Source organism: Nocardia sp. NPDC055165, assembly GCF_053606985.1.
In genome coordinates, this window is the sequence record NZ_JBSGSS010000009.1 from 186989 (window position 1) to 208445 (window position 21457).

General features: G+C 67.7%; 15 protein-coding genes. 13 read left to right on the top strand and 2 right to left on the bottom strand.

Annotated elements, in window-relative coordinates:
* The first annotated feature begins 19 nt into the window (after positions 1–19).
* Both ACWFRF_RS20215 and ACWFRF_RS20220 read left to right on the top strand, forming a co-directional pair.
* Positions 20–1189, top strand: a complete 1170-nt coding sequence (locus ACWFRF_RS20215; RefSeq protein ID WP_452451539.1) for a type III polyketide synthase — start codon at positions 20–22, stop codon at positions 1187–1189.
* 12 nt (positions 1190–1201) lie between these two features.
* On the top strand, positions 1202–3037 hold the full coding sequence (locus tag ACWFRF_RS20220) for an ATP-binding cassette domain-containing protein (protein ID WP_452451541.1): 1836 nt from the start codon (positions 1202–1204) through the stop codon (positions 3035–3037).
* A 42-nt stretch (positions 3038–3079) separates the two neighbouring features.
* On the opposite strand, the gene ACWFRF_RS20225 is transcribed toward ACWFRF_RS20220, so the two are convergent.
* Entirely contained in the window at positions 3080–3976 is an 897-nt protein-coding gene (locus ACWFRF_RS20225; RefSeq protein ID WP_452451542.1) for a glucosyl-3-phosphoglycerate synthase, read from the bottom strand.
* Between the two features lie 157 nt (positions 3977–4133).
* On the opposite strand from ACWFRF_RS20225, the gene ACWFRF_RS20230 reads away from it, so the two are divergent.
* The 3 genes from ACWFRF_RS20230 (at position 4134) to ACWFRF_RS20240 (ending at position 6957) form a co-directional block, all read left to right on the top strand.
* Positions 4134–5462: a TerD family protein gene (locus ACWFRF_RS20230; protein WP_452451544.1), complete on the top strand. Its 1329-nt coding sequence runs from the start codon at positions 4134–4136 to the stop codon at positions 5460–5462.
* An 80-nt stretch (positions 5463–5542) separates the two neighbouring features.
* The gene (locus ACWFRF_RS20235) at positions 5543–6085 is read left to right on the top strand and encodes an MOSC domain-containing protein (RefSeq protein WP_452451546.1); all 543 of its coding nucleotides are present in this window, start codon (positions 5543–5545) and stop codon (positions 6083–6085) included.
* Between the two features lie 107 nt (positions 6086–6192).
* On the top strand, positions 6193–6957 hold the full coding sequence (locus tag ACWFRF_RS20240) for a MerR family transcriptional regulator (protein WP_452451548.1): 765 nt from the start codon (positions 6193–6195) through the stop codon (positions 6955–6957).
* A 237-nt stretch (positions 6958–7194) separates the two neighbouring features.
* On the opposite strand, the gene ACWFRF_RS20245 is transcribed toward ACWFRF_RS20240, so the two are convergent.
* Positions 7195–8211 (bottom strand): zinc-dependent alcohol dehydrogenase family protein, encoded by a 1017-nt coding sequence (locus tag ACWFRF_RS20245; protein WP_452451550.1) that lies wholly within the window; start codon positions 8209–8211, stop codon positions 7195–7197.
* Between the two features lie 419 nt (positions 8212–8630).
* On the opposite strand from ACWFRF_RS20245, the gene ACWFRF_RS20250 reads away from it, so the two are divergent.
* The 8 genes from ACWFRF_RS20250 to car are packed head-to-tail and all read left to right on the top strand — an operon-like array spanning position 8631 to position 21457.
* Positions 8631–9602 (top strand): NAD-dependent epimerase/dehydratase family protein, encoded by a 972-nt coding sequence (locus tag ACWFRF_RS20250; protein ID WP_452451552.1) that lies wholly within the window; start codon positions 8631–8633, stop codon positions 9600–9602.
* Positions 9603–9632: 30 nt separating this feature from the next.
* Positions 9633–10430, top strand: coding sequence for a phytanoyl-CoA dioxygenase family protein (locus tag ACWFRF_RS20255; RefSeq protein ID WP_452451554.1), 798 nt, complete (start codon positions 9633–9635; stop codon positions 10428–10430).
* A gap of 12 nt (positions 10431–10442) precedes the next feature.
* Positions 10443–10982, top strand: a complete 540-nt coding sequence (locus ACWFRF_RS20260; protein ID WP_452451556.1) for a DUF6309 family protein — start codon at positions 10443–10445, stop codon at positions 10980–10982.
* Complete coding sequence (locus tag ACWFRF_RS20265) at positions 10979–15121, top strand: AMP-binding protein (protein ID WP_452451557.1); 4143 nt, start codon at positions 10979–10981, stop codon at positions 15119–15121. The genes ACWFRF_RS20260 and ACWFRF_RS20265 overlap by 4 nt, the downstream gene beginning before the upstream one ends.
* A 26-nt stretch (positions 15122–15147) precedes the next feature.
* Positions 15148–16446: an aspartate aminotransferase family protein gene (locus ACWFRF_RS20270; protein ID WP_449962729.1), complete on the top strand. Its 1299-nt coding sequence runs from the start codon at positions 15148–15150 to the stop codon at positions 16444–16446.
* Positions 16430–17266: a TauD/TfdA family dioxygenase gene (locus tag ACWFRF_RS20275; protein ID WP_387445134.1), complete on the top strand. Its 837-nt coding sequence runs from the start codon at positions 16430–16432 to the stop codon at positions 17264–17266. Before ACWFRF_RS20270 ends, ACWFRF_RS20275 begins: the two co-directional genes overlap by 17 nt.
* On the top strand, positions 17263–18018 hold the full coding sequence (locus ACWFRF_RS20280; RefSeq protein WP_452451560.1) for an SDR family oxidoreductase: 756 nt from the start codon (positions 17263–17265) through the stop codon (positions 18016–18018). Before ACWFRF_RS20275 ends, ACWFRF_RS20280 begins: the two co-directional genes overlap by 4 nt.
* A 4-nt stretch (positions 18019–18022) precedes the next feature.
* A complete protein-coding gene (gene car, locus ACWFRF_RS20285) occupies positions 18023–21457 on the top strand; it encodes a carboxylic acid reductase (RefSeq protein WP_452451562.1) in 3435 nt (1144 codons plus the stop codon).

The window sequence follows — 21457 nt, forward strand, 5'->3', positions numbered from 1 at the left end:
CTCGAAAGGATTTGTGCCCGTGTCTGTTTCCTTTGACCTGCTCCGCACGCCCGACGTCGAGCGCGGGCACGACCTGCTACCACCCACGCCGCCGACGACCGTCGGCGTGATCGAAGCGGTCGCCACCGGTTCGCCCTCGCTGGTCGTCGAGCAGTCCGTGAACGCGGGCCGGGTCGCCGAACTGTTCTCCGATCCCGCTCAGCGCCAGCGCATTCCGCGGATCTACGCCAAGACCAGGATCGACACCCGCCACCTCGCCATCGACCCACTCGACCCCGAGTTCCTCGAGTTCAGCCGCCAGCCCGGCACCATCCGGGAGCGGATGAACCTGTTCTTCGAACACGCCGTGCCGCTCGCCGTCGACGTCGCCCAGCGCGCCGTCGCGGGGCTGGACGACCCGGCCGAGGATATCGGCCAGTTGATCTTCGTGACCAGCACCGGCTTCATCGCTCCCGGCGTCGACGTCGCGGTGGTCAAGCAGCTGGGTCTGTCGCCGAAGGTCGGCCGGATGGTCATCAATTTCATGGGTTGCGCCGCGGCCATGAACGGCATCCGCGCCGCCGTCGACTATGTCCGGGCCCATCCGGACAAGAAGGCGATGGTGCTGTGCATCGAATTGAGTTCGGTCAACGCCGTTTTCGACGATGACGTCAACGACGTGATCACCCACAGCCTGTTCGGTGACGGCTGCGGGGCGGTGGTAATCGGCGCCAACCAGGTGCACAAGCCGCTCGCGGCAGGCAGCGTCGTGATCCGCGACAGCTTCAGCCACCTGTTCGACGACGCCGAGGACGGCATCGTGCTCGGCGTGAAGGACGCGGGCATCACCTGCGAACTGGCGACCAGCCTGCCCGACTACATCTACCGCGGTGTCGACCCGGTGGTGTCGGAAGTGCTGGCGCGCAACGGACTCGGCAAGTCCGATATCGAGTTGTGGGCGATCCACCCCGGTGGCCCCCGCATCATCGAGGAGTCGGCGCATTCGCTCGGCATTCCCGCCGAGCTGGCGGCGCCGAGCTGGGCGGTGCTCGCCGAGCACGGCAACATGCTCAGTGTCTCGCTGATCTTCGTGCTGGAGCGGATGATCCGCGACGCACAGACAGCGGCACCGATCTCTACCGGTGTGGCGTTCTCGTTCGCACCCGGTGTCACCCTCGAGGGCATCGTGTTCGATGTCATCCGAAGCTGAGAGCCGAAGGTTATGCATCTGCTCCGTTTTCTCGCCGCGCTGTCGCCGGCCAGGATCGCGGCCGTCGTCGCCGCGGGCCTGATCTGCGGCGCCGCCAACACCTACCTGGTGACGCTGATCAACGCGGTCGTCTCGCCGCGCCCGCAGCCGGACAACCTGCTGCTGCGCTTCGGTGGCACGGGTCTGGTGATCCTCGTCAGCGGTGTGCTGTCGCAGGTTCTGCTGATCCGGCTCTCCCAGGACGCGATCTACCGGTTGCGCAGCGACCTGAGCTCCGGAATCGTCTCCGCCCCACTGGAACACCTCGAACGGCTCGGCATGCATCGCCTGATGGCGACGCTCACCGAGGACGTGCGTTCGCTGTCGCAGGCCGTCACCGCCATTCCCTCGATCTGCGTGGATGTGGCGACCATCGTCGGCTGCTTCGTGTTCCTCGCCGTGGTTTCGGGACCGATTTTCGCGGTCACGGTCGGCGGCACATTGGTCGGCATCGCTTGTGTCGAACTGGTTCTCAAGCGCGTCCGCGGTATCTACCGGGAAGCTCGGGAGAACGAGGACGCGTTGCTGCGATCGTTCCAGGCCGTCACCCTCGGCATCAAGGAACTGAAGCTGCACCGTGGTCGTCGCCGTGACTTCATGGACCGGCACCTGCTCGGTTCGGCGGGCACGCTGCGCGATCAGAACACCGACGCGGGCTCGAAGTTCTCCTACGCCCAAGGCTTCGGCCAGGCGTTGCAGCTGGGCACGATGGCGCTGATCCTGTTCGTCATCGCGGCCGCACTGGATCTGCCGCGCGAGACGATGGTCGGCTACGTGCTGGTCACCACGTTCCTGGCGATGCCGATGCAGAACTTCATGCACCGCATCCCCGATCTGCTGCGTGGTGATGTGGCGCTGGCCAAGATCCGGGCGATGAACCTGTCGATGACCACGCTGCACGACGAGGAGTCGCTGCCGTATTCGGAGCGTCCAGCGGCAGGGGAGGCCAAGCTGGAACTGACCAACGTCAGCTACATCTATCGTTCGGAGGCGCCCTCGCAGGTGCCACAGCCGCCGGGATCGCACGGGCCGGGTGGGCATCCACCGCGTCCGGGGATGCCGCCGCGCGAGGGCGACGGCAGGCCGCCGCATCCGCATCCCGCTCACCCCGGCGCGCATCCGGGTGGCGGTCAGGTGGATGTCAACGGCAAGAACTGGGTCGACCACGGTGGCGTGGATGTGCGCCCGCTGGCTCCGCCGCCCGGGCGCGACGAGTCCGAGGACGCCGGTTTCCGGCTCGGTCCGATCGACCTGGTTTTCGAACCGGGCCAGATCACGTTCATCGTCGGTGGCAACGGCAGCGGGAAGTCGACGCTGGCCAAGCTCATCACCGGTCTGTATGTGCCACGCTCGGGGTCGTTGTCGCTCAACGGGGAGAGGATCGACCACGACAACATCGAGTGGTACCGGCAGAATTCGTCGGCGGTGTTCACCGATTTCCATCTGTTCGAGGATTACCTGGGTTTCGACCGCCCCGGTATCGACGCCGAAGTCCAGCGTTATCTCGACGAGTTGCAGATCGCGCACAAGGTGACGGTGCAGGACGGGCGGTTGTCGACCGTCGACCTGTCGCAGGGGCAGCGCAAGCGGTTGGCCCTGCTCACCGCCCTGCTCGAAGACCGCCAGATCTATGTCTTCGACGAATGGGCCGCCGATCAGGAGCCGCGGTTCCGCGATGTGTTCTACCACGAGATCCTCACCGATCTGAAGCGCCGCGGTAAGACGGTCATCGTGATCACCCACGACGACCGGTATTTCGATTGCGCCGACCAATTGGTGAAGCTCGACTTCGGTCTCGTCGCTGTGTGAGGCGTGAACGTCGGTCCCTCGCGGGGCCGGCGTTCTCGTGTGTCAGGCGATGTCGCGGTACTCGGCGATGTGGCGCGACATCGGTGGCCGGTCGGCCAGGCTGACCTCGGAAGGTGTTCGCCGCCACCCGGTTTCCCCAGGCAGGAACTGCACCAGGCCGATCCCGGAATCCCGGATGCCGAGTCGGTCGAGCAGAGTCGCCACGACCTGGCGGCTCATCACCGCCAGTTCGTGCGTCGGCCGATGACGATGCACGCGGATCCCGAGGTCGACCTGGGCAATGGCCGACACACCGCGCCGCTGCCAGCAATCGAGCAGGATCCCGATCTCCGCGCCGTACCCGCCGGCGATGGAGATCTGCCCGAGAAACGCACGCGTGGCGCCACATTCGCCGCCGAGCGGCTGGATGATCTCGGCCAGCGCGGGTGCGAGCGCGGTGAGCAGCGGACGCGCCACGAGCTGTGTGACCCGGCCACCGCCGTCGGCGTCATCGGTCGTCGGCCTGCGATAGAAGCCCTTCACCAGGGCGATGTGGGGGTCGGCGAGCAACGGTGCGAGCAAGGTGGGCGCGAACATCGGATCGGGGTCGACGAGATCCGCGTCCAGGAAAACGATCAGGTCACCGGTACACACCGCCATCGACCGCCACAGCACCTCGCCCTTGCCCGGCCGCACCGCCACCCCCGGCAATGCCTGCTCTCGCGTGAAGACCTCGGCCCCGGCGGCGCGCGCCCGCGCGACGGTCCGATCAGCGGACCCCGCATCGAGCACGATCAACTCGTCGACCAGCCCACCGAGCAGCGGCGTCACCGAAGCGACTACCCCGGCGACGGTGTCCTCGTCATCCAGCGCGGGCACCACCACCGAGACCCGACGACCCGCCTTGCGGTCGATCAGTTCACGGACGTCCATCCAGCCAGTCAACGACACACTCGTCACCTCCGCTACCGCTGCGTCTCGATCTGTGACCGGACCCAACGGTTTTCCGCCCGTGCTTGGACATACCTACAGGTCCGTGCCGGTCACTGAACGCAGACCCGATGGCAGGCCCGGCGGGTACCGTGGGGCTCAGCCGACCGGTGGAGGGGTAGAAATCATGAGTGGGAGTGCGGCAACGATGGTCGAGGTGTCCAAAGGGTCCAAGACCGATCTCGTCGACGGGCGGTACACGGTGCGCCTGGATCTCGACAGCCCGGCCGGGGCGGTGGACATCGCGGCGGTGCTGTTGACCGCCGACGGCAAGGTGCGTTCCGATGCCGACTTCGTGTTCTTCAACAATCCGGCGGCGTCGGGCGTTCGGCTGGAATCCGATGCTGTTGTCGCGGTCGATCTCTCGGCAGTGCCCGCCGAGATCCATCGGGTGGTGATCACCGGCAGCACCGAGGCGCAGGGGATTCGGTTCGGCGCGGTCGCCGGGCTACGGGTCTGCGCCGTCGGTTCCAGTCAATCGGTGAGTTTCGTGCCGCCGGGGCTGGATTCGGAGACGGTGTTGCAAGCCGTCGCGCTGTATCGGCGGGGGAGTGGGTGGCGTCTCGACGCGATCGGTCAGGGATACAGCGCGGGGCTGGCGGCGTTCGCGACCGATCACGGCATCGTCGTCGACGCGGACGAAGAACCGGCCCACGTCTCCTCGCACGTGGCCGAAGCGCCTGCACCCCAGAGTGTTACGTCTCCGGCGCCCTCGGTCGATCTACGCAAAGTCGATGTCGTGCTGACCAAGGAGTCGCCGGATCGCCGCGCCATGATCGACCTGCGCAAGGGTGATCCGGGCTACGTCCTGACCGTCGGTCTCGAGTGGGACGGCCGCGGTGCGAAATACGACGCGAACGGTCGTGTCACCGAGTTCGGCACGGGCGACCTGGACGTGTACTTCTTCTGCCGCAACGAGATCACCGGCGACTACGTGGTCCTCAGCGGGGAGAAGGGCCACCAGGGCGACATCACGCAGTGGCCGTTCATCCATCACCAGGGCGACACCCGCGGCCCCGGGGCCGACAACCTCCCCGCCACCGAACAGGTCACCGTCCGCCCCACCGAGAACGGTGATCTGCTCCTCAACGTCTACCAATCCGTGGACAACGGTGCGGGCGCCATCGACAAGTTCGGCAACCCGCGCGTGCGCGTCCGGTACGGCCGTCCCGGTCCCGACGGCCTCCCCGACAAGGATGCCGACCAGATCACGGTCATCATCGGCAACGGCAAGAGCTCCTTCTGGGCCACCGTCGCCCATATCGACGTGCGCGACGGCATCCTCACCGTCGACGGCACCATCCACTACAGCCGAGCCTTCAGCGAACGCATGCCTGTCCTCGACACCGACGGCACCTGGGTCCGCTCCGCCAAGAACGGTCCCGTAGGCCGCAGCAAGAAGGCCAACGGTCTCGGCTTGAGCCGCTACGAAGGCCAGTGCCCCACTCCTCGCTGAGTCGAAAACCATCCGAGAGGCAGCGCTGTGCCGGGTTACGCTCGCCGTGACGTTTCGAACGACGAGGGGCACGAAACACGATGAGCGGCACAGTGATCGCGGTGAACAGCAACGGTGAGTACTCGTTCAGCAAGCCGACCAGACCGAGCATTCGGCTCCTGACAGGACTCGGTGTGGAGGGCGATGTCCACGCCGGAACAACGGTCAAACACCGCTCTCGGGTCGCGCAGGACCCGACCCAGCCGAACCTGCGGCAGGTTCACCTCATGCACGAGGAGCTGTTCACCGAGGTCGCCGAACACGGATTCGCCGTATTCCCCGGCGATCTCGGCGAGAACATCACCACCAGCGGCCTGGATCTACTCGCATTTCCGGTGGGGGCGCTGCTGCGGATCGGTTTCGCCGCGGTCGTGGAAATTACCGGCCTACGCAACCCGTGCGTCCAGATCGACAGGTTCCACGACGGGCTGTTGAAGCAGCTAGTCCACCACGATGCGGCAGGCACCCTTGTGCGCAAGGCCGGAATCATGGGCGTGGTCGTCACCGGTGGCGAGGTCCGCCCCGGCGACAGTATCGTTGCCGAACTTCCGCCGCAGCCGTGGAAGGCCCTGGATCGGGTCTAGCGATGTGCTGAACTCTGGATTCGGCGGGCGTATTCGGGCTTGTACCTGACGTAAGGTCAGGTTCTACCGTCGACGACACCGGCGCACAGGGCGCTGGTGGAAGTGGGATGAAGCGGATGGACCAGCGCGGAACCGGGCGTGTGTGGAAAGTCGGTGAGCTCGCGGCCGAGGCCGGATTGACGGTGCGGACGTTGCATCATTACGACCGGATCGGGTTGGTACACCCGGCGCAACGGTCCGGCACGGGTCACCGGCTCTACACCGCGAGCGATGTCGAGCGGCTGTATCAAGTGCTGGCTCTGCGGCAACTGGGCCTGGGGCTCGATCAGATCGCGGATCTGCTCGCGGGCTCCGTGGCGATGACGCAGGTACTGGCCGCTCACCGCGACTATCTGGCCGCGCAACTGGCCGCGACCCGGGATCTGCATGCCTTGGTCGCGGCACTGACCGCCACGGTGCAAAGCCGGTCGGACGCATCCACGGATCACTTCCTGGAATTGATCAGGAGGACCGTCATGGTCGACGACACCATCAAGCAATACTTCACCGAAGAGCAGTTGACCCAGCTCGCGCTGCGCCGGGAGGAACTCGGTGAACAGCGCATTCAGCAAGCCGAAGCGGACTGGGCCGTGCTGATCCCCCAGGTCGACGCGGCGATCGCGGCGGGCACGGACCCGACCTCGCCCGAGGCGCAGGAAATGGCGGCTCGGTGGATGAGGCTCTTGGAGGGCTTCCACGGCGGCGACGAAGGCCTGCGCGAGAGCATGTACCGGATGCAGGCCCAGGAGTCCGACCGGATCGAGAGCGAGTTCTGCGGACCCTCACCCGCGCAGATCGAGTTCATCACGACCGCGAACGCCGCACGCGGGTAGCAGATTCGGCAAAGGCCACTGATTCGAGGGCGCTCGAGCAACGGCGAACAGTGGGGCGCGGGAATGCTTCCCGCGCCCCACGGCAATATCGGTCGCCGAAAGGCAGCGCGCGACTACGCGCCGGGGCCTGTCGCGGCGTTGCCGGGACTCACTATGGCGACCCTGGCCGCGACGGTGAGCTGCCGGCTCGGTTGACGGCCACCGACCTTGGTCGTGCGGGATCCGACGCGCCCAAAATTACGGTAGTAGTCGGGCTTTGACGGCTCGGCGTTCGTTCATTGCGCGGTAGCCCTCGGCGATCCGGTCCAGGGGGAGCACGAGGTCGAAGACTCGGCCGGGGTCGATGCGGTCGGTGCGGACGCGGTCGATGAGATCAGGAAGGAACCGGCGCACGGGGGCCGCGCCGCCGCGCACACCCACCGCGGACGCGAGGATCTCGGCACTGTCGAGTTCGACAGCATGGGGGATACCGACGACGCCCAGATTCCCGCCCGCGCGGGTCGAGCGCAGAGCCTGGGTCACCGACTCGCCGGTGCCGACGCATTCCATCACCGAGTCCGCGCCGATGCCGCCGGTGAGCTCCAGCATTACCGCGACGCCCTCCGTGCCGCGTTCGGTGACGATATCGGTTGCGCCGAACGCCAGTGCGAGCTCTTGTCGTGCGGGATGCCTGCTCATCGCGATGATCCGTTCGGCGCCCAGTTCCCGTGCGGCGAGCACGGCGCACAGCCCGACCGCGCCGTCGCCGACCACAGCTGCGGTCGCCCCTGGGTGTACTTCGGCGGCGATGGCGGCGTACCAGCCGGTGCCCATCACATCGGAGAGGGCGAGCAGGCTGGGGAGGTGACGGCGATCAGGGGTCTCGTCGAGCGCGACGAGGGTACCCGCGGCATTCGGGATACGGATGTATTCGGCCTGGCAGGTGCTCAGGAATGCGCGGTGCACACAGCGGGATTGGTAGCCGTGGCGGCAGTTCGGGCAGGTGTTGTCGGAGGTGGCGAACGAGCCGACGACGAACTGGCCGGGCCGGAGCGTGCGCACCTCGGCACCGACCTCTTCGATGACACCGATGTACTCGTGGCCCATCGGTTGCGGTTCGTGGACGGCCTCGATGCCGCGGTAGACCCACAGGTCCGTCCCGCACACGCAGGTCGCGACGGTGCGGATGATCGCGTCGGTCGGTGCCTCGATCCGGGGGTCGGGCAGCTGTTCGACGCGGATGTCGCCGGGGGCGTGGATGACGGTGCCGCGCATGAGATCGCTCCTGCCGTTGATCGACCGATTACCCACCTGCAGTGCGTAATGCGATTGTTTCGATCCAAACACAGTGTGGCGCAAAGCAAGACGGGAACGAGAGCTGAGTCGCCTATGTCCCGTTCGGCGCGCGCTAGGTGATCCCCTGATTCCGCAGCGCATCTGCTGGCCGGGCACCTCGCCGCCGGCACCTCCTCGACTGTGTCCGATACTCGACCCGGTGTCACATCATGACTCGCACTGCGAACGCAATATTGAAACCTGTTGAGTTGCAACATCATTGGATAACAGCGTGTTACGGTGACTGGACCGTCGGGTTCGGCAGATGTTCCGAAATATTCTGTAGGACAACATCGTTCACAACTCGAGCCATCCACTCGTGATGGTTCTCGACCACTTCTTCTCAGGGGGCCTGAGTGATGCGTGCGTTGGTGACCGGAGGTGCCGGATTTGTCGGTTCGCATGTGACGGATGCGCTCGTGGCACGCGGCGCCGAAGTGCTCGTGGTGGACGACCTCAGCCACGGCAATGTTCGAAATCTCGAGTCGGCGTTGCACCGCGGCGCGAACTTGGTCAGTGCGGACGTCCGATCGGCGGATACCGTCCGCGAGATCATGCAGCGGTTTCATCCGGATGTGGTGTTCCATCTCGCCGCGCAGGTCAGCGTCCATTATTCGATCGCGGATCCGGTGACAGACGCCGAGCAGAACGTGGTCGGTGTGGTCAGTGTGCTGGCCGCCGCAGTGGCCGCCGGGGTGCGGCGCGTGGTGTTGAGTTCGACCGGCGGTGCGATCTACGGCGAGTCCGCGCACTACCCGACACCCGAGGCGACCGCGCCCGATCCACCGTCGGCCTATGGGTTGGCGAAATGGGCGGGCGAACGATACGGGCGCTGGTTCGCCGACACCACGAATATCGATGTCGTGGCCCTGCGATACAGCAATGTCTACGGTCCGCGGCAATCACTCGACGGTGATGCCGGTGTCGTGCTGCGTTTCTGCGCGGCCGCACTGGATCGTCGTCCGCCGATCATCTACGGCGACGGAATGCAGACCCGGGATTTCGTCTACGTCGACGACGTGGTCGAAGCCAATATCGCTGCCGCGCAATGTGGTCAGCACAGTTTCGGTGAATACAACGTGGGCACCGGGGTCGAGATCACCGTCAACGGACTGGTCGATGCGATTCGCACCGCCGCCGGCCTGCAACCGACCGCGTGGCTGCCGCATTATGCCGCCGCTCGCGACGGTGAAGTGCGCCGCAGCTGCCTCGATGTCGCCCGCGCCCGCGCCGAGCGAATCCTCGAGGCGACCACCGCCCTGCCGAATGGCATCGAACGCACCCTGAATTGGCTGCGGGACGCGCAAGCGTCTCTGGTTCCCACCGTGTAATCGCTTGTTGTCGAAGGGAGGGGCGGGCTGATGCGGCCTGTTCTCGATGATGATCACACCGGAATTCTCGCGGCGAGACAATTCGCCGAATCGGGCTATCTGATCGTGCCGGGACTGATTCCGGGCGAACTGCGCGCACGGCTGTTGCCGGAAGTGGACCGCTGGGTGGACCAGGGATTACGTGCGCGGTCCATCGACAGTTGCCGCGATCCCGCGACCTACGGAATACCGCCGGTGATGGAGCTGGAATTGCCCGCGCACGGGGAAATCCTGACGTATCGGCCGCTGATGGCGATCCTGTCCCAGCTGCTCGGACCCGATTTCGTCTACCACCATCTGCACAGTGACCGCCATGACGCGACGATCGCGGCGAAATCGTGGCACCACGACTATGAACCCAACGATCTGGCCGATTCCACCCTGGCGATGGTGCACACGCTGCATTACCTCACCGGACTCGATGACACCATGGCCGCGCTGGTGATTCTGCCGGGGTCGCATCATCAGTCGCGCGAAAAGTCAGCGATGGCGCATGTCGGCACCGACCATCTCGATGGTGAAGTGGTGATCGATTCGCTACCACCGGGTTCGACGGTGCTCTTGCATTCGGCGTTACTGCACGCGCGACGACTGTCGACGACGACGTCGGACCGGCATCGCTACTTCGTCGACGCGTCCTATTGCCAGACCGGCGCGGCGCGCTGGCGGCCGGTGAAACCGTATTGGCGCCATATGTTGGCACGTGCGCGTGAGCTGGGCCTCGGCACCGGGCTTTCGCCGGAGTTGTTCGCCGACAAGCATTTCCGAGACGATATCGCACAAAGATAGGGGCGCCCGATCATGAGAATCGTCGGAGACAGCGATCTCGCCAAGGTATTGGCGATCTACCGGGATGAGCATTGCGCGCACGGGGCCGAAGAGGGCGTGCGGTTCCGCGAAGGGGAGGACAATCTTCGCCGGGGTGACGAATTGTCGGGCACCTGGACCCGGGTGCTGTTGTCGCGGGCTGATCTGGCCGCGGTGACCCTGCCCTGGCATCTGAGCGAGGGCGGCGAGCGGGAACTGGTGCCGCGCACCGGGCTGACGGTCGAACAGGCGGCCGCGCGACTGCGCACCGAACGGGCCGATCTGGCCGCCGCCAACCCGGTGTGCACGGGGCTGATCACCGCCCTGACCGAAGCGCCGTTCACCACCGTGTTTCTCAGCGCCGCTCCGGCCGGGCACAGCGACTATGCCGATCTGCGGGCCGAGGAAGGACTGTTCCACCTCGACGGGCTGCACCGCATGATCGCGTGGGAACTCGCGGGCAGGCTGCCCGAGGGGGATCTGATCGACGGTGTCGTGGCCGGTGAGCTGCGCGGCGAAGGTGTGCGGCGATGAACGCGGATACGCTGATCGACCTGTTGCGGCGTAACGCGCGCGAACACCCACAGCGACCCGCACTGGCCGATGCCGACCGCGTGTTCACCTATCGCGAGGTCGAGCGAATAGCCGAGGTGACCGCGGACCGACTGCGCGCGTCGGGGGTCGCCCGAGGCGATCGTGTCGCTGTTCTCGGCGAACGAGACGCCCGGCAATGCGCGCTGATGTTCGGGGTGTGGTGCCGCGGGGCGGTCGCGGTTCCGGTCGAATCCTCGTGGAGTGCAGGTCAATTGCGTCGCCGACTCGACGCTGTCGGGGCACGCTGTGCGGTGTCGGCGACGGTCACCGACTACGGATCGGTCGTCATCGATCCGGTCGAGGCGATCGAGAGCGACGCACGGGGCGGTGCGTGCCACGTCGATGCCGGTGACCTCGCCTATCTCTCGTTCACGTCCGGGTCCTCGGGCGAGCCGAAGGCGGTCGCGGTCACACACGGCAACGCGACTCACTATGCGCGGGCACTGTGCGAACGGCTGGGTTTCGATGCCGGCAACGCGCCGTGCGTCGGACATGTCACGACATTGGCGGCCGATCTCGGCCACACGGCGTGGTTGCTCGCACTGGCCAGCGCTGGTTCGGTGCACGTCGTCGCCGATCGCGACACCCGCGACCCAGCGGCCTTCTGGCCCGCGGTGCGCCGGGCGGGTATCTCGGTACTGAAGACGACGCCGTCTCACCTGGGCGCACTCGAACAGGACGCGGACCGTGAGCCTTTGGACGCGGTGCTGCTCGGCGGCGAACCGCTCTCCCGCACCTTCGCCGCGAGCTTGCTCACCCGCGGTATCGCGCACCGGGTGGTCAATCACTACGGTCCCACCGAGACGACCGTCGGCGCGACGTGCTTCGTTGCGACCACGGCGGCCGAACTGCCAGAGGAGGAGGTCGTTCCCATCGGAACGGCCATCGGCGCGACAACGACGCTGCGCTTGCTCGACGACCGGGGCGAGCCGGTCCCCGACGGATCGGAGGGTGAGCTGTACATCGGCGGAAGGGGGGTCACCGCAGGCTATTTCGGGTCACCGGGCGACACCGCGAGAAAGTTCGTACCGCGCGACGACGACCGGGTCTACCGCACCGGCGACATCTGTCGGCGGCGCGCGGACGGAGCACTCGTGTTCGTGCGCCGCGTCGACCGTCAGGTGAAAGTTCGGGGGTTCCGGGTCGATCCCGCCGAGGTCGAACGAGCCGCCGAGTGCGTGCCCGGCGTCGAGCGGGCAGCCGTGGTCGTCCAGTCGACGGCCGTGGGCCCTCGGCTCCGTGCGGCTGTTCGGCTGACGCCGCGCACCGACGATGCCGCGACACTGGCGGCACTGCGTGCCTACTTGCACGAAGTGCTGCCGGGTTACGCGGTGCCACAGCCGATCTTCGTGCTGCCGGAACTGCCGCTGGGATCCACGGGCAAGCTGGATCGCCCCCGCGTCGGCGTGATGGTGACCGCACTGCTCGACTCCCGTGCGGGCGGTGCCGCCGGCTCGACTCGTCGAGGCGACGATCCGGCGGGCGGCCTCGCGCACAGCATCGCCGCATTGTGGGCAGGTGCGCTGGGAGTGCAGTCGGTCGATCCGGAGGCCGACATCATCGACCTCGGTGGCGATTCGATTCTGGCCATGCGCACGATCGCCTACCTCTACCGGCGTGGTCAGCGCGTGACTTTCGACGACTTTTACCAGCATGCGACTCCGCGGCGGCTGGCGGCGGTCGCACGACCGATCGACGCCGGCGCGTCGAAGGCCGGCGGGGGACAGCAGCCCGGTCGCCGGCTCGGGCCTGCCCAGCGGTGGATGTTCGCACAGCCGGTCGGTGATCACCGGCAGTGGAATCAGTCGGTGGTGCTGCGCTGCGGTCACGCTGTAGACGCCGGTGTCCTGTCGCGCGCAGTGACCGATCTTGCCGAGCGACATGCTGTGCTGCGTACCGAGATCGGGCCCACCGGACCAGGCGCCTGTCGCGCCGTCGACGAGGTGGCGACGGTCTCGTTCTCCCGGCTGCCGCGATCGGCCGCGGGGATCGCGGAGTTCGTCGAGGGTACCTGCACCGACTTGCACCTCGGCCTGGACCCGGCGGCGGGGCGGCTCCTGCGCGTGCACCTGTTCGACGGCGGTGACGACCACGACGATCGCCTCGCCATCGTGGTCCACCACCTGGCCGTCGACGGGTTCTCCTGGCACATCCTGCTCGACGATCTCGCCTACGCGTATCGAACGGCATTGCACGGCAAGCAGTTCGACCTGCCGGGTACCGGTGACTACTACCGCTGGGCGGCCGATCGTGGCGGCTCCGTGGCCGCGGTGGTGCGGCGCCCGGCTCGCACGATCGGGCCGGCGCCACGACCAGCGAGCCTGGTGTGGACGTTGGACCGGACCGCGACGGCCGCGCTCGTCCGCGAGTACGGCGGTGCGCAAGGGCTCGAAGCCCTGCTGCTGTCGGCATTCGCCGCGGCGGTGCAGCGCGGTGAGGAGCAGTCGCTCGCGGTCGAGGTGGAGACCCACGGCCGTGACGCCGGTGACGGCGGCGGTGAGTACCTCGATACGGTCGGCTGGTTCACCGCCGCCAAATGGATACTGCTGGAACGACGTTCACCGTCGGAGCCCACCCACTCCGCCGCGGAGATCGAACGCCTCCTCGCGGGCACGCCCGAGCAGCCGATGGACACCGTGGGTGCGCGCCCCGACATCGGGTTCAATTTTCTCGGCACGTACGAATTGCCGGACAAGCAGACCCTGGATTGGTCGGTCGCGCCGGAACAGGCGGGTACCGCGCGCAATCCCCACTGCGACCTGCTCTATCGGCTCAAGCTCACCGCTCGCATCGTCGAGGGCCGCCTCGTCACCGACCTCGTGCACCCGGGGTCCCCGGACTCCGACGACCGGGCGCGCCAGATCATGACCCGTTTCGCCGGTGCCGTCGCCGAGTACGCGGGCACGGTCGCCGCCCCCGCCACGACATCGGCACTATCGACGTCGGGGCAGGTTCTGCTCGCGGGCGCGCGCGCACCGCGGGCCGCGGTGCGGGTGGTCGAGGAGGCGCCCCGAGTGCTGGTCACCGGCGCGACCGGCTATCTGGGCGGACATCTGCTCTCGGCGCTGCTCGCACGCAACGCGCAGGTGACGTGTCTGGTGCGCGGGGAGCGCGACATCGAGGCCCGGCAGCGGCTGCGCCACGTGCGGGGTATCCGGGTGCTCGCCGGTGACATCACCCGGACCGACCTCGGGATGTCGGTCGACGCGACCCGCACGGCGGGCCGGGCGCAGGTGATCATCCACGCCGCCGCCGACACCCGACTGGTCGCCGCACCCGCCGAACTCGAACGAACCAACCACACCGCGGTGTCCGGACTCCTTGCCTGGATCGACGCGCACGCACCCGACGCCCGGTTCCACCACCTGTCGACCCTCGGCGTCGCCGGCGGTGTCGAGGGCACCGTGCGACGATTCAGCGAAGCCGACCTGCGGATCGGCCAGTACTTCCGAACGCCCTACGAACGGGCCAAATTCGGGGCCGAACTGACCGTGCGACGGTGGGCGGCCCAGGGTCGGCAGTGCTATATCCATCGCAGCGGGCACATCGCGGCCGACAGCCGGACCGGGGCGTTCCAACGCAATATCGGGGACAACCGCGTCTACCAGATGATCCGCGGCTACCTGCTCGCCGGTGCCGCGCCACGTCGGCCCGCGGTGAGTTTCGGGTTCTCCTATGTCGACACCGTCGCCGCGGCGATCGCCACACTGGCAGGCCGACCCGCCTGCGCGCCCGGGGTCTATCACGTCGAAACCCCGCATCTGGTGGCCCACGACGAGCTCGTGGCCTGGAGTGCCGCGGCCGGCTACCCGGTCGTGCTCACCGACGACACCGCGTTCACGGCCGCACTCGCCCGGGTCGAGCGGTCGCATTCGGCCGCGGTGCGGCAGGCCATGGCGTGGTCGCACCACGACGCGGACCGCAATGTGCGGATCGATAGTTCCTGGACTGTCGCCGCGCTCAACCGGCTCGGCATCCATTTCGCCGCGCCGACCCCGCGATGGTGGTCGACCGCGCTGGCGTGGGGGGCCGAGGCCGGGTACTTCCCGGCCGTCGCGACCGCCGACCGCACCGCCTGACCCACATCTCATCGATAGGAGGTCGAATGTCCGAGCTTTCCCCGGTTCTCGCCCAGGCCACTTCCGTCACCGCATGCCGCGGTGCGGGAATGTATCTGTTCGACGCGGCAGGCGAGCAGTATCTCGATTTCACCGCCGGTGTCGGGGTGACCAGCACCGGCCACTGCCATCCCCGCGTCGTGGAGGCCGCGCAACAGCAGGTCGCTCGCTTGATCCACGGCCAGTACACGACGGTCCTGCACGAGCCGCTGCTCGAACTGACCGCGCAGCTCGGCTCGGTGCTGCCGCCCGGTCTGGATTCGCTGTTCTACAGCAACTCCGGCAGTGAGGCGATCGAGGCCGCGGTACGCCTGGCCAGGCACGCCACGGGCAGACCCAACGTCGTCGTCTTCGACGGCTCCTTCCACGGCCGCACGATGGGGGCGGCCGCCCTGACCACCGCCTCGACCCGATACCGGGCCGGTATCGGGCCGCTGATGCCCGGTGTGGCGGTGGCACCGTTCCCGGCGGCGTTCCGGCTCGGCCTGAGCGAGGAGGCCGCCGTCGACCACGCGCTGCACGGTCTCGATCATGTCCTGGCCACTGTGACCGCGCCCGCCGAGACCGCCGCGTTGCTCGTCGAACCCGTGCTCGGTGAGGGGGGTTATGTGCCCGCACCGCCGGGATTCCTCGCCGGACTGCGTGAACGGGCCGATCGCCACGGCATGCTGCTGATCCTCGACGAGGTGCAGACCGGGTTCGGCCGCACCGGGAAATTCTGGGCGCATCAGCACGAACCGGATGCGCGCGCCGACATCCTGGTCACCGCCAAGGGTTTGGCGAGCGGGTTCCCGCTCTCGGCCATCGCCGCGTCGACCGAGCTGATGCGCCGGGCCTGGCCGTCCTCGCAGGGCGGAACCTATGGCGGCAATGCCGTGGCCTGCGCGGCCGCCCTGGCGACCTTGGCGGTGATCCGGGACGAGCAGCTGGTCGAGAACGCCGCTGTCCAGGGTGAACGACTGCTCGCCGCGATTCGCGCCGACGCGCTGGCCGTTCCCGGTATCGCGGACGTCCGTGGGCTCGGCCTGATGATCGGCATCGAGTTCTGCACGCCCGAGGGCACACCGGATCCCGACACCGCCAAACGCGCGCAGCAGGCCGCCGCGGCGCTGGGGCTGTTGCTGCTGACCTGTGGACCCTACGGAAATGTCGTCCGGATGATTCCGGCGCTGGTGGTGACAGCCGACCAGATCGACACCGCGGTCGCGCTGTGGTCGAAGGCCGTCGGCCTCGCGACCGGTGACGGCGCAGAAAGGAACGGGACCAACCATGTCGAAATCCGTTGAGATCAGCTGGGACGCAGCCGAGATCGCTCGCGACCCCGCGGTGTGGTCGCTGCGACTGCCCGGCGACGACCGCGACACCCTCGCCGCGACCGACGACGACGCGGGCAAGGTGCGGACCGCCGTGCACGCCTTCGTCGACGGCGCTATCGAACGGGTGGGGTTCGCCCACGTCGCCGACTTCGTCGATCCCGCCGCCTCGGAAGACGACATCACCCGCACGCTGCTGTTCGTGCTCGACGGGATCGGCGTGGTCGTTCCGCAGAACGGCGCGGGCGACCTGCGCCAGGTCCTGCGAGATCGCGAGGGAGACGGCGCCACCGCACTCGGATTCCATTGCGACACCTGCGATCTGCTGGTCCTGGTGTGTCTGCAACCGGCGGCGGACGGGCAGGGATTCACGCGGCTCGCCGGCGCCCGCCGGGTCAACGACATCCTGGAAGCCGAAGACCGCGAGACCCTTTCGCTGCTGCGTGGCGACTGGACCTACGACCGCACCGGCCGTGCCGGACCGCAGATCGTGGTGTCGCCCATCCTGTTCACCCAGCCCGACGGCACCATCGGCTGCTACTACCAGACCCGAACCGTGCGTGCCTCGCTGAATGCCGACGACCCCGCCGACGCACCCCGGCTCGCCGCGCTCGACGTACTCGACGAGGTGCTGCACCGCCCCGGCGTCGGCTTCGATCTGATGCTGGCCGCGGGCGATCTGCTGATCATCCGCAACAGCCGGGCACTGCACGGTCGATCGCCCTACATCGACCAACCGGGACCGAAAGCGCGCCGCGTGCTGCGGCTGTGGGTGGACAAGGAGAACCGATGAGCACCGAAGGTCGCATCGCCCTGGTCACCGGTGGGGGTAGTGGGCTGGGCCGCGCGGCGGCCCTCGCGCTGCTCGAGCAGGGCTGGTCGGTCGCGCTGACCGGCCGTCGCGAAACACTGCTGAAGGAGACCGCCGACCTCGCGAACGTCCCCGCGAGCCGAGTCCTGGTGGCACCCGCCGACATCACCGATCCCACCGCGGTCGCCGACCTGTTCACCGGAGTGCAGCGGTATTTCGGCCGCCTGGATCTGCTGTTCAACAACGCCGGGGCGGCGGTACCGCGCTGTCCCATCGAGGACATCCGAGTCGAGGACTGGAATCGCGCACTCGACACTCTCGTCACCGGGGCGTTCCTGTGCGCGCAGCAGGCCTTCCGCGTGATGCGTGCCCAGTCGCCCTGTGGTGGCCGGATCATCAATATGGGCGCGCCGTCCGCGCACGCGCCCAGACCCAATGCCATCGCCTACACGACGGCCAAACACGCGCTGCTCGGCCTGACCCGGGCGCTGTCACTGGACGGGCGCGCGCACGGAATCGCCTGCGGGCAAATAGATGTCGGCAATGTGACGCCGCCCGACGGCAGTGGGCAACCGGCGGCGCGGCAGGCCGACGGCACACTGGCGGTCGAACAGACCATCCCGGCCGAGCGGTTCACCGAGGCGCTGGTGCTGATGGCCTCGATGCCGCTGGACACGAATATCCAATTTCTCGGCGTCTTTCCGACGACGATGCCGTTCGTGGGCAGGGGCTGAGACCATGGGCAGTGCGGGCATTCCGCTGGAACGCCGGATCGAGATCCTGTGCGAGGGCGACGCGCAGGCCAGGGCCGCGCTGCGCGACCCAGAACTCTCGGCGAAGCTTCGACAACCCGCACTGCCGTTGGCTCATCTCGCCGAGACGGTGATGACCGGCTACGGTGATCGGCCCGCCGTCGGGCAGCGGGTCACCGAACTCGTTGTCGACAGTGAGACAGGCTGTCGAACAACACGATTGCGGCCGGAGTTCCACACCATCACCTATCGTGAGCTGTGGGATCGCGTCGGTGCGGTCGCGGCGTCCTGGTGGGGCTTCGGGTTGCGACCCGGTGACTTCGTGGCGATCCTCGGGGTCACCGGTGGCGACTACGCGACGCTCGATCTCGCGTGCGTGCGTCTGGGCGCGGTGGCAGTTCCGCTGCAGGCCAACGCTTCCGGTGGCGAACTGACAACGATCCTGACCGAGACCGCGCCGCGCGTCCTCGCGGTAGGAGTGGAGTTCCTCGACCGGGTAGTGGGAAGCATTCCGGCACAGCGGTTTCCACGGGCTCTGATCATCTTCGATGTGAACCTCGGAGACGACGAGCACGCCCGCATTCTCGCCGACGCTCGACGCCGACTGCCCCTTGTCGCCGTGCGCACGCTCGACGAGATCGTCAGCGACGGCCGTGCCGAGCCGTCGGCTCCGTTGTTCGTCGATGACGCCGACTCGATGAGCCTGCTCATCTACACCTCGGGCAGCACCGGAACGCCCAAAGGCGCGATCTACACCCAGCGGCTGGTCACCAGGATGTGGCTCAACGCCAGTCCGGTGCCCGCCCTCACCCTGGCGTATATGCCGATGAGCCATGTGGCGGCGCGGCTTTCGCTCTACGGCACGTTCGGTCGTGGCGGCACCACCTATTTCACGGGGTGTCCCGATCGTTCGACTCTGCTCGACGACCTCGCGCTGGTGCGGCCCACGGAGATCGCTTTCGCGCCGAGGGTCTGTGAGCTGCTGCTGCACCGGTTCCGGGACGACGTGGACCGGCGCCGAGCAACGGGCGCGGACCCGGACCTCGCGCGCGAGGCCGCCCTCGACACCCTGCGCCGCGAGGTGCTCGGCGGGCGCGCGGTGTACGCCATCTTCGGTAGCGCCCCGATGGCAGCCGACGCGAAACTGTTCGCCGAGGCACTGCTCGGCTTCGCACTGCACGACGGGTACGGCGCCACCGAAGCACTCGACATCCTGCTCGACCATCGCATCCAGCGTCCGCCGGTGACCGACTACAAGCTGCTCGACGTGCCCGAGCTGGGCTACTTCACCACCGACCGGCCACATCCGCGCGGTGAACTGCTGGTGCGCGCATCCACCGCGATCCCTGGTTACTACCGCCGGCCCGAGCTGTCCGCGGCGATCTTCGACGCCGAGGGCTACTACCGCACCGGCGATGTCATGACCGAGATCGCACCCGACCACCTCGTCTATCTCGACCGGCGCAACAACGTGCTCAAGCTGTCCAACGGCGAGTTCGTGACGGTAGCCCGGCTGGAGGCCGTCTATGGGACCAGCCCGCTGATCCGGCAGATCTTCGTCTACGGCTCCAGCGAGCGCGCCTACCTGCTCGCGGTGATCGTGCCGACCGACGAAGCACTGGCCGCCGGGTCACTGGACTCGGCGCTCACGGCGGCCCTGCACGAGGTGGCGTCGGAGACGGGGCTGGCCGCGCACGAGATCCCGCGCGACTTCCTGGTCGAAACAGCACCTTTCACCGCCGACAACGGTCTGCTGTCCGGCCTGGGTAAGCTGCTTCGCCCGAAGGTGCGGGAGCGCTACGAGGCGAGGTTGGAGGGGATCTATCGTGATCACGCCGACGACCGGGCGGCCGAACTGCGTGAACTGCGGGCGCGCGCGGCCGAGCTTCCGTTGCTCGATGTCGTCGTGCGGGCTGCCAGGGCGGTCGTCGGCGGTGCCGAGAAGGATCTGCCCGTCGGCGCGAGTTTCACCGATCTGGGCGGTGATTCGCTGGCTGTCGTGACGTATTCGAGCCTGCTGAGCGAACTGCTCGACGTGGAGTTGCCCGCCGGGCTGCTCACCGGTCCGGGCACGGACTTCGCCGCGATCGCGGAATACGTTAGGCGACAACGACAGCCGGAGTTCGCGCGCCCGAGCTTCGCTGCCGTCCACGGGGACGACACTGTCCAGGTGCGTGCCGAGGACTTGACGCTGGAGGCGTTCCTCGACCCGGCGACGGTCGCGCGGGCGCACGCGCTACCTTCGGTCGCCGAGGTCGCCGGCACCGTCCTGCTGACCGGTGCGACCGGCTATATCGGGCGCTTCCTGTGTCTGGAATGGCTGCGCCGGCTGGCCGATATCGGTGGCACGCTGATCTGTCTGGTGCGTGGTGCGGACCCGGCGGCGGCGCGATGCAGGCTCGACGACGTCTTCGACAGCGACGTCGATCTGCGTGCGGAGTTCCGGGCGCTGGCGGCCCGGCATCTCGAGATCGTTGTCGGCGATATCGCGCAACCCGCTCTCGGCGTAGGCCGTTCGGAGTGGGAGCGGCTGGCTGCGCGGGTCGACCATGTCGTGCATGCAGCAGCGCACGTCAATCATGTTCTCCCGTACCGGCATCTGTTCGACGCGAATGTGGTGGGGACCGCCGAGATCATCCGGCTGGCGTCGAGCACCCGCGTCAAGTCGGTCGACTTCCTGTCCACGATCGCGGTCGCCGACTCCTCGGCGCTCGACGAGGACGCTGACATCCAGGTCGCCGCACCCGGTCGCCGCATCGACGACAGCTACGCCAACGGCTACGAGGCAGGAAAGTGGGCGGGGGAGATACTGCTGCGCACAGCCCATGACCGCTGCGGACTCCCGGTGACGGTGTTCCGCTCGAACATGGCCCTGGCACACCGCCGCTACATCGGTCAGCTCAATGTCGCGGATACCTTCACCCGGCTGCTGGTGAGCCTGGGCGCCACCGGGGTCGCGCCGCGGTCGTTCGTCCGTGGCGGGCCTGTCCACGATCACTACGACGGGCTTCCGGTCGACTTCACCGCCGCGGCGATCACGGCGCTCGGGGGGGATCCCCGACCGGATCACCGGGTCTTCCATGTCGCCAATCCCCACGACGACGGCGTCTCACTGGACCGGCTGGTGGACTGGCTGATCGAAGCAGGGCTGCCCGTGCGGCGGATCGACAGCTATCCGGAGTGGCTCGGCCGGTTCGAAGCGGCACTGACCCGTTTGCCCGAACCGCTCCGCCGTCGCTCGGTGCTCCCGCTGCTGCCGGCCTATCGGCAACCTGCCGAGCCACGAACAGCACTGCCCACCAAGCAGTTTCAGGAAGCACTGCGCGCCGTCGGCCTGGCCGTCCCGCATCTCGATCGCGCCCTCATCGGCAAGTATCTCGCCGACTTCCGGGCGCTGAACCTGCTGGGGGACAGCGTCTGA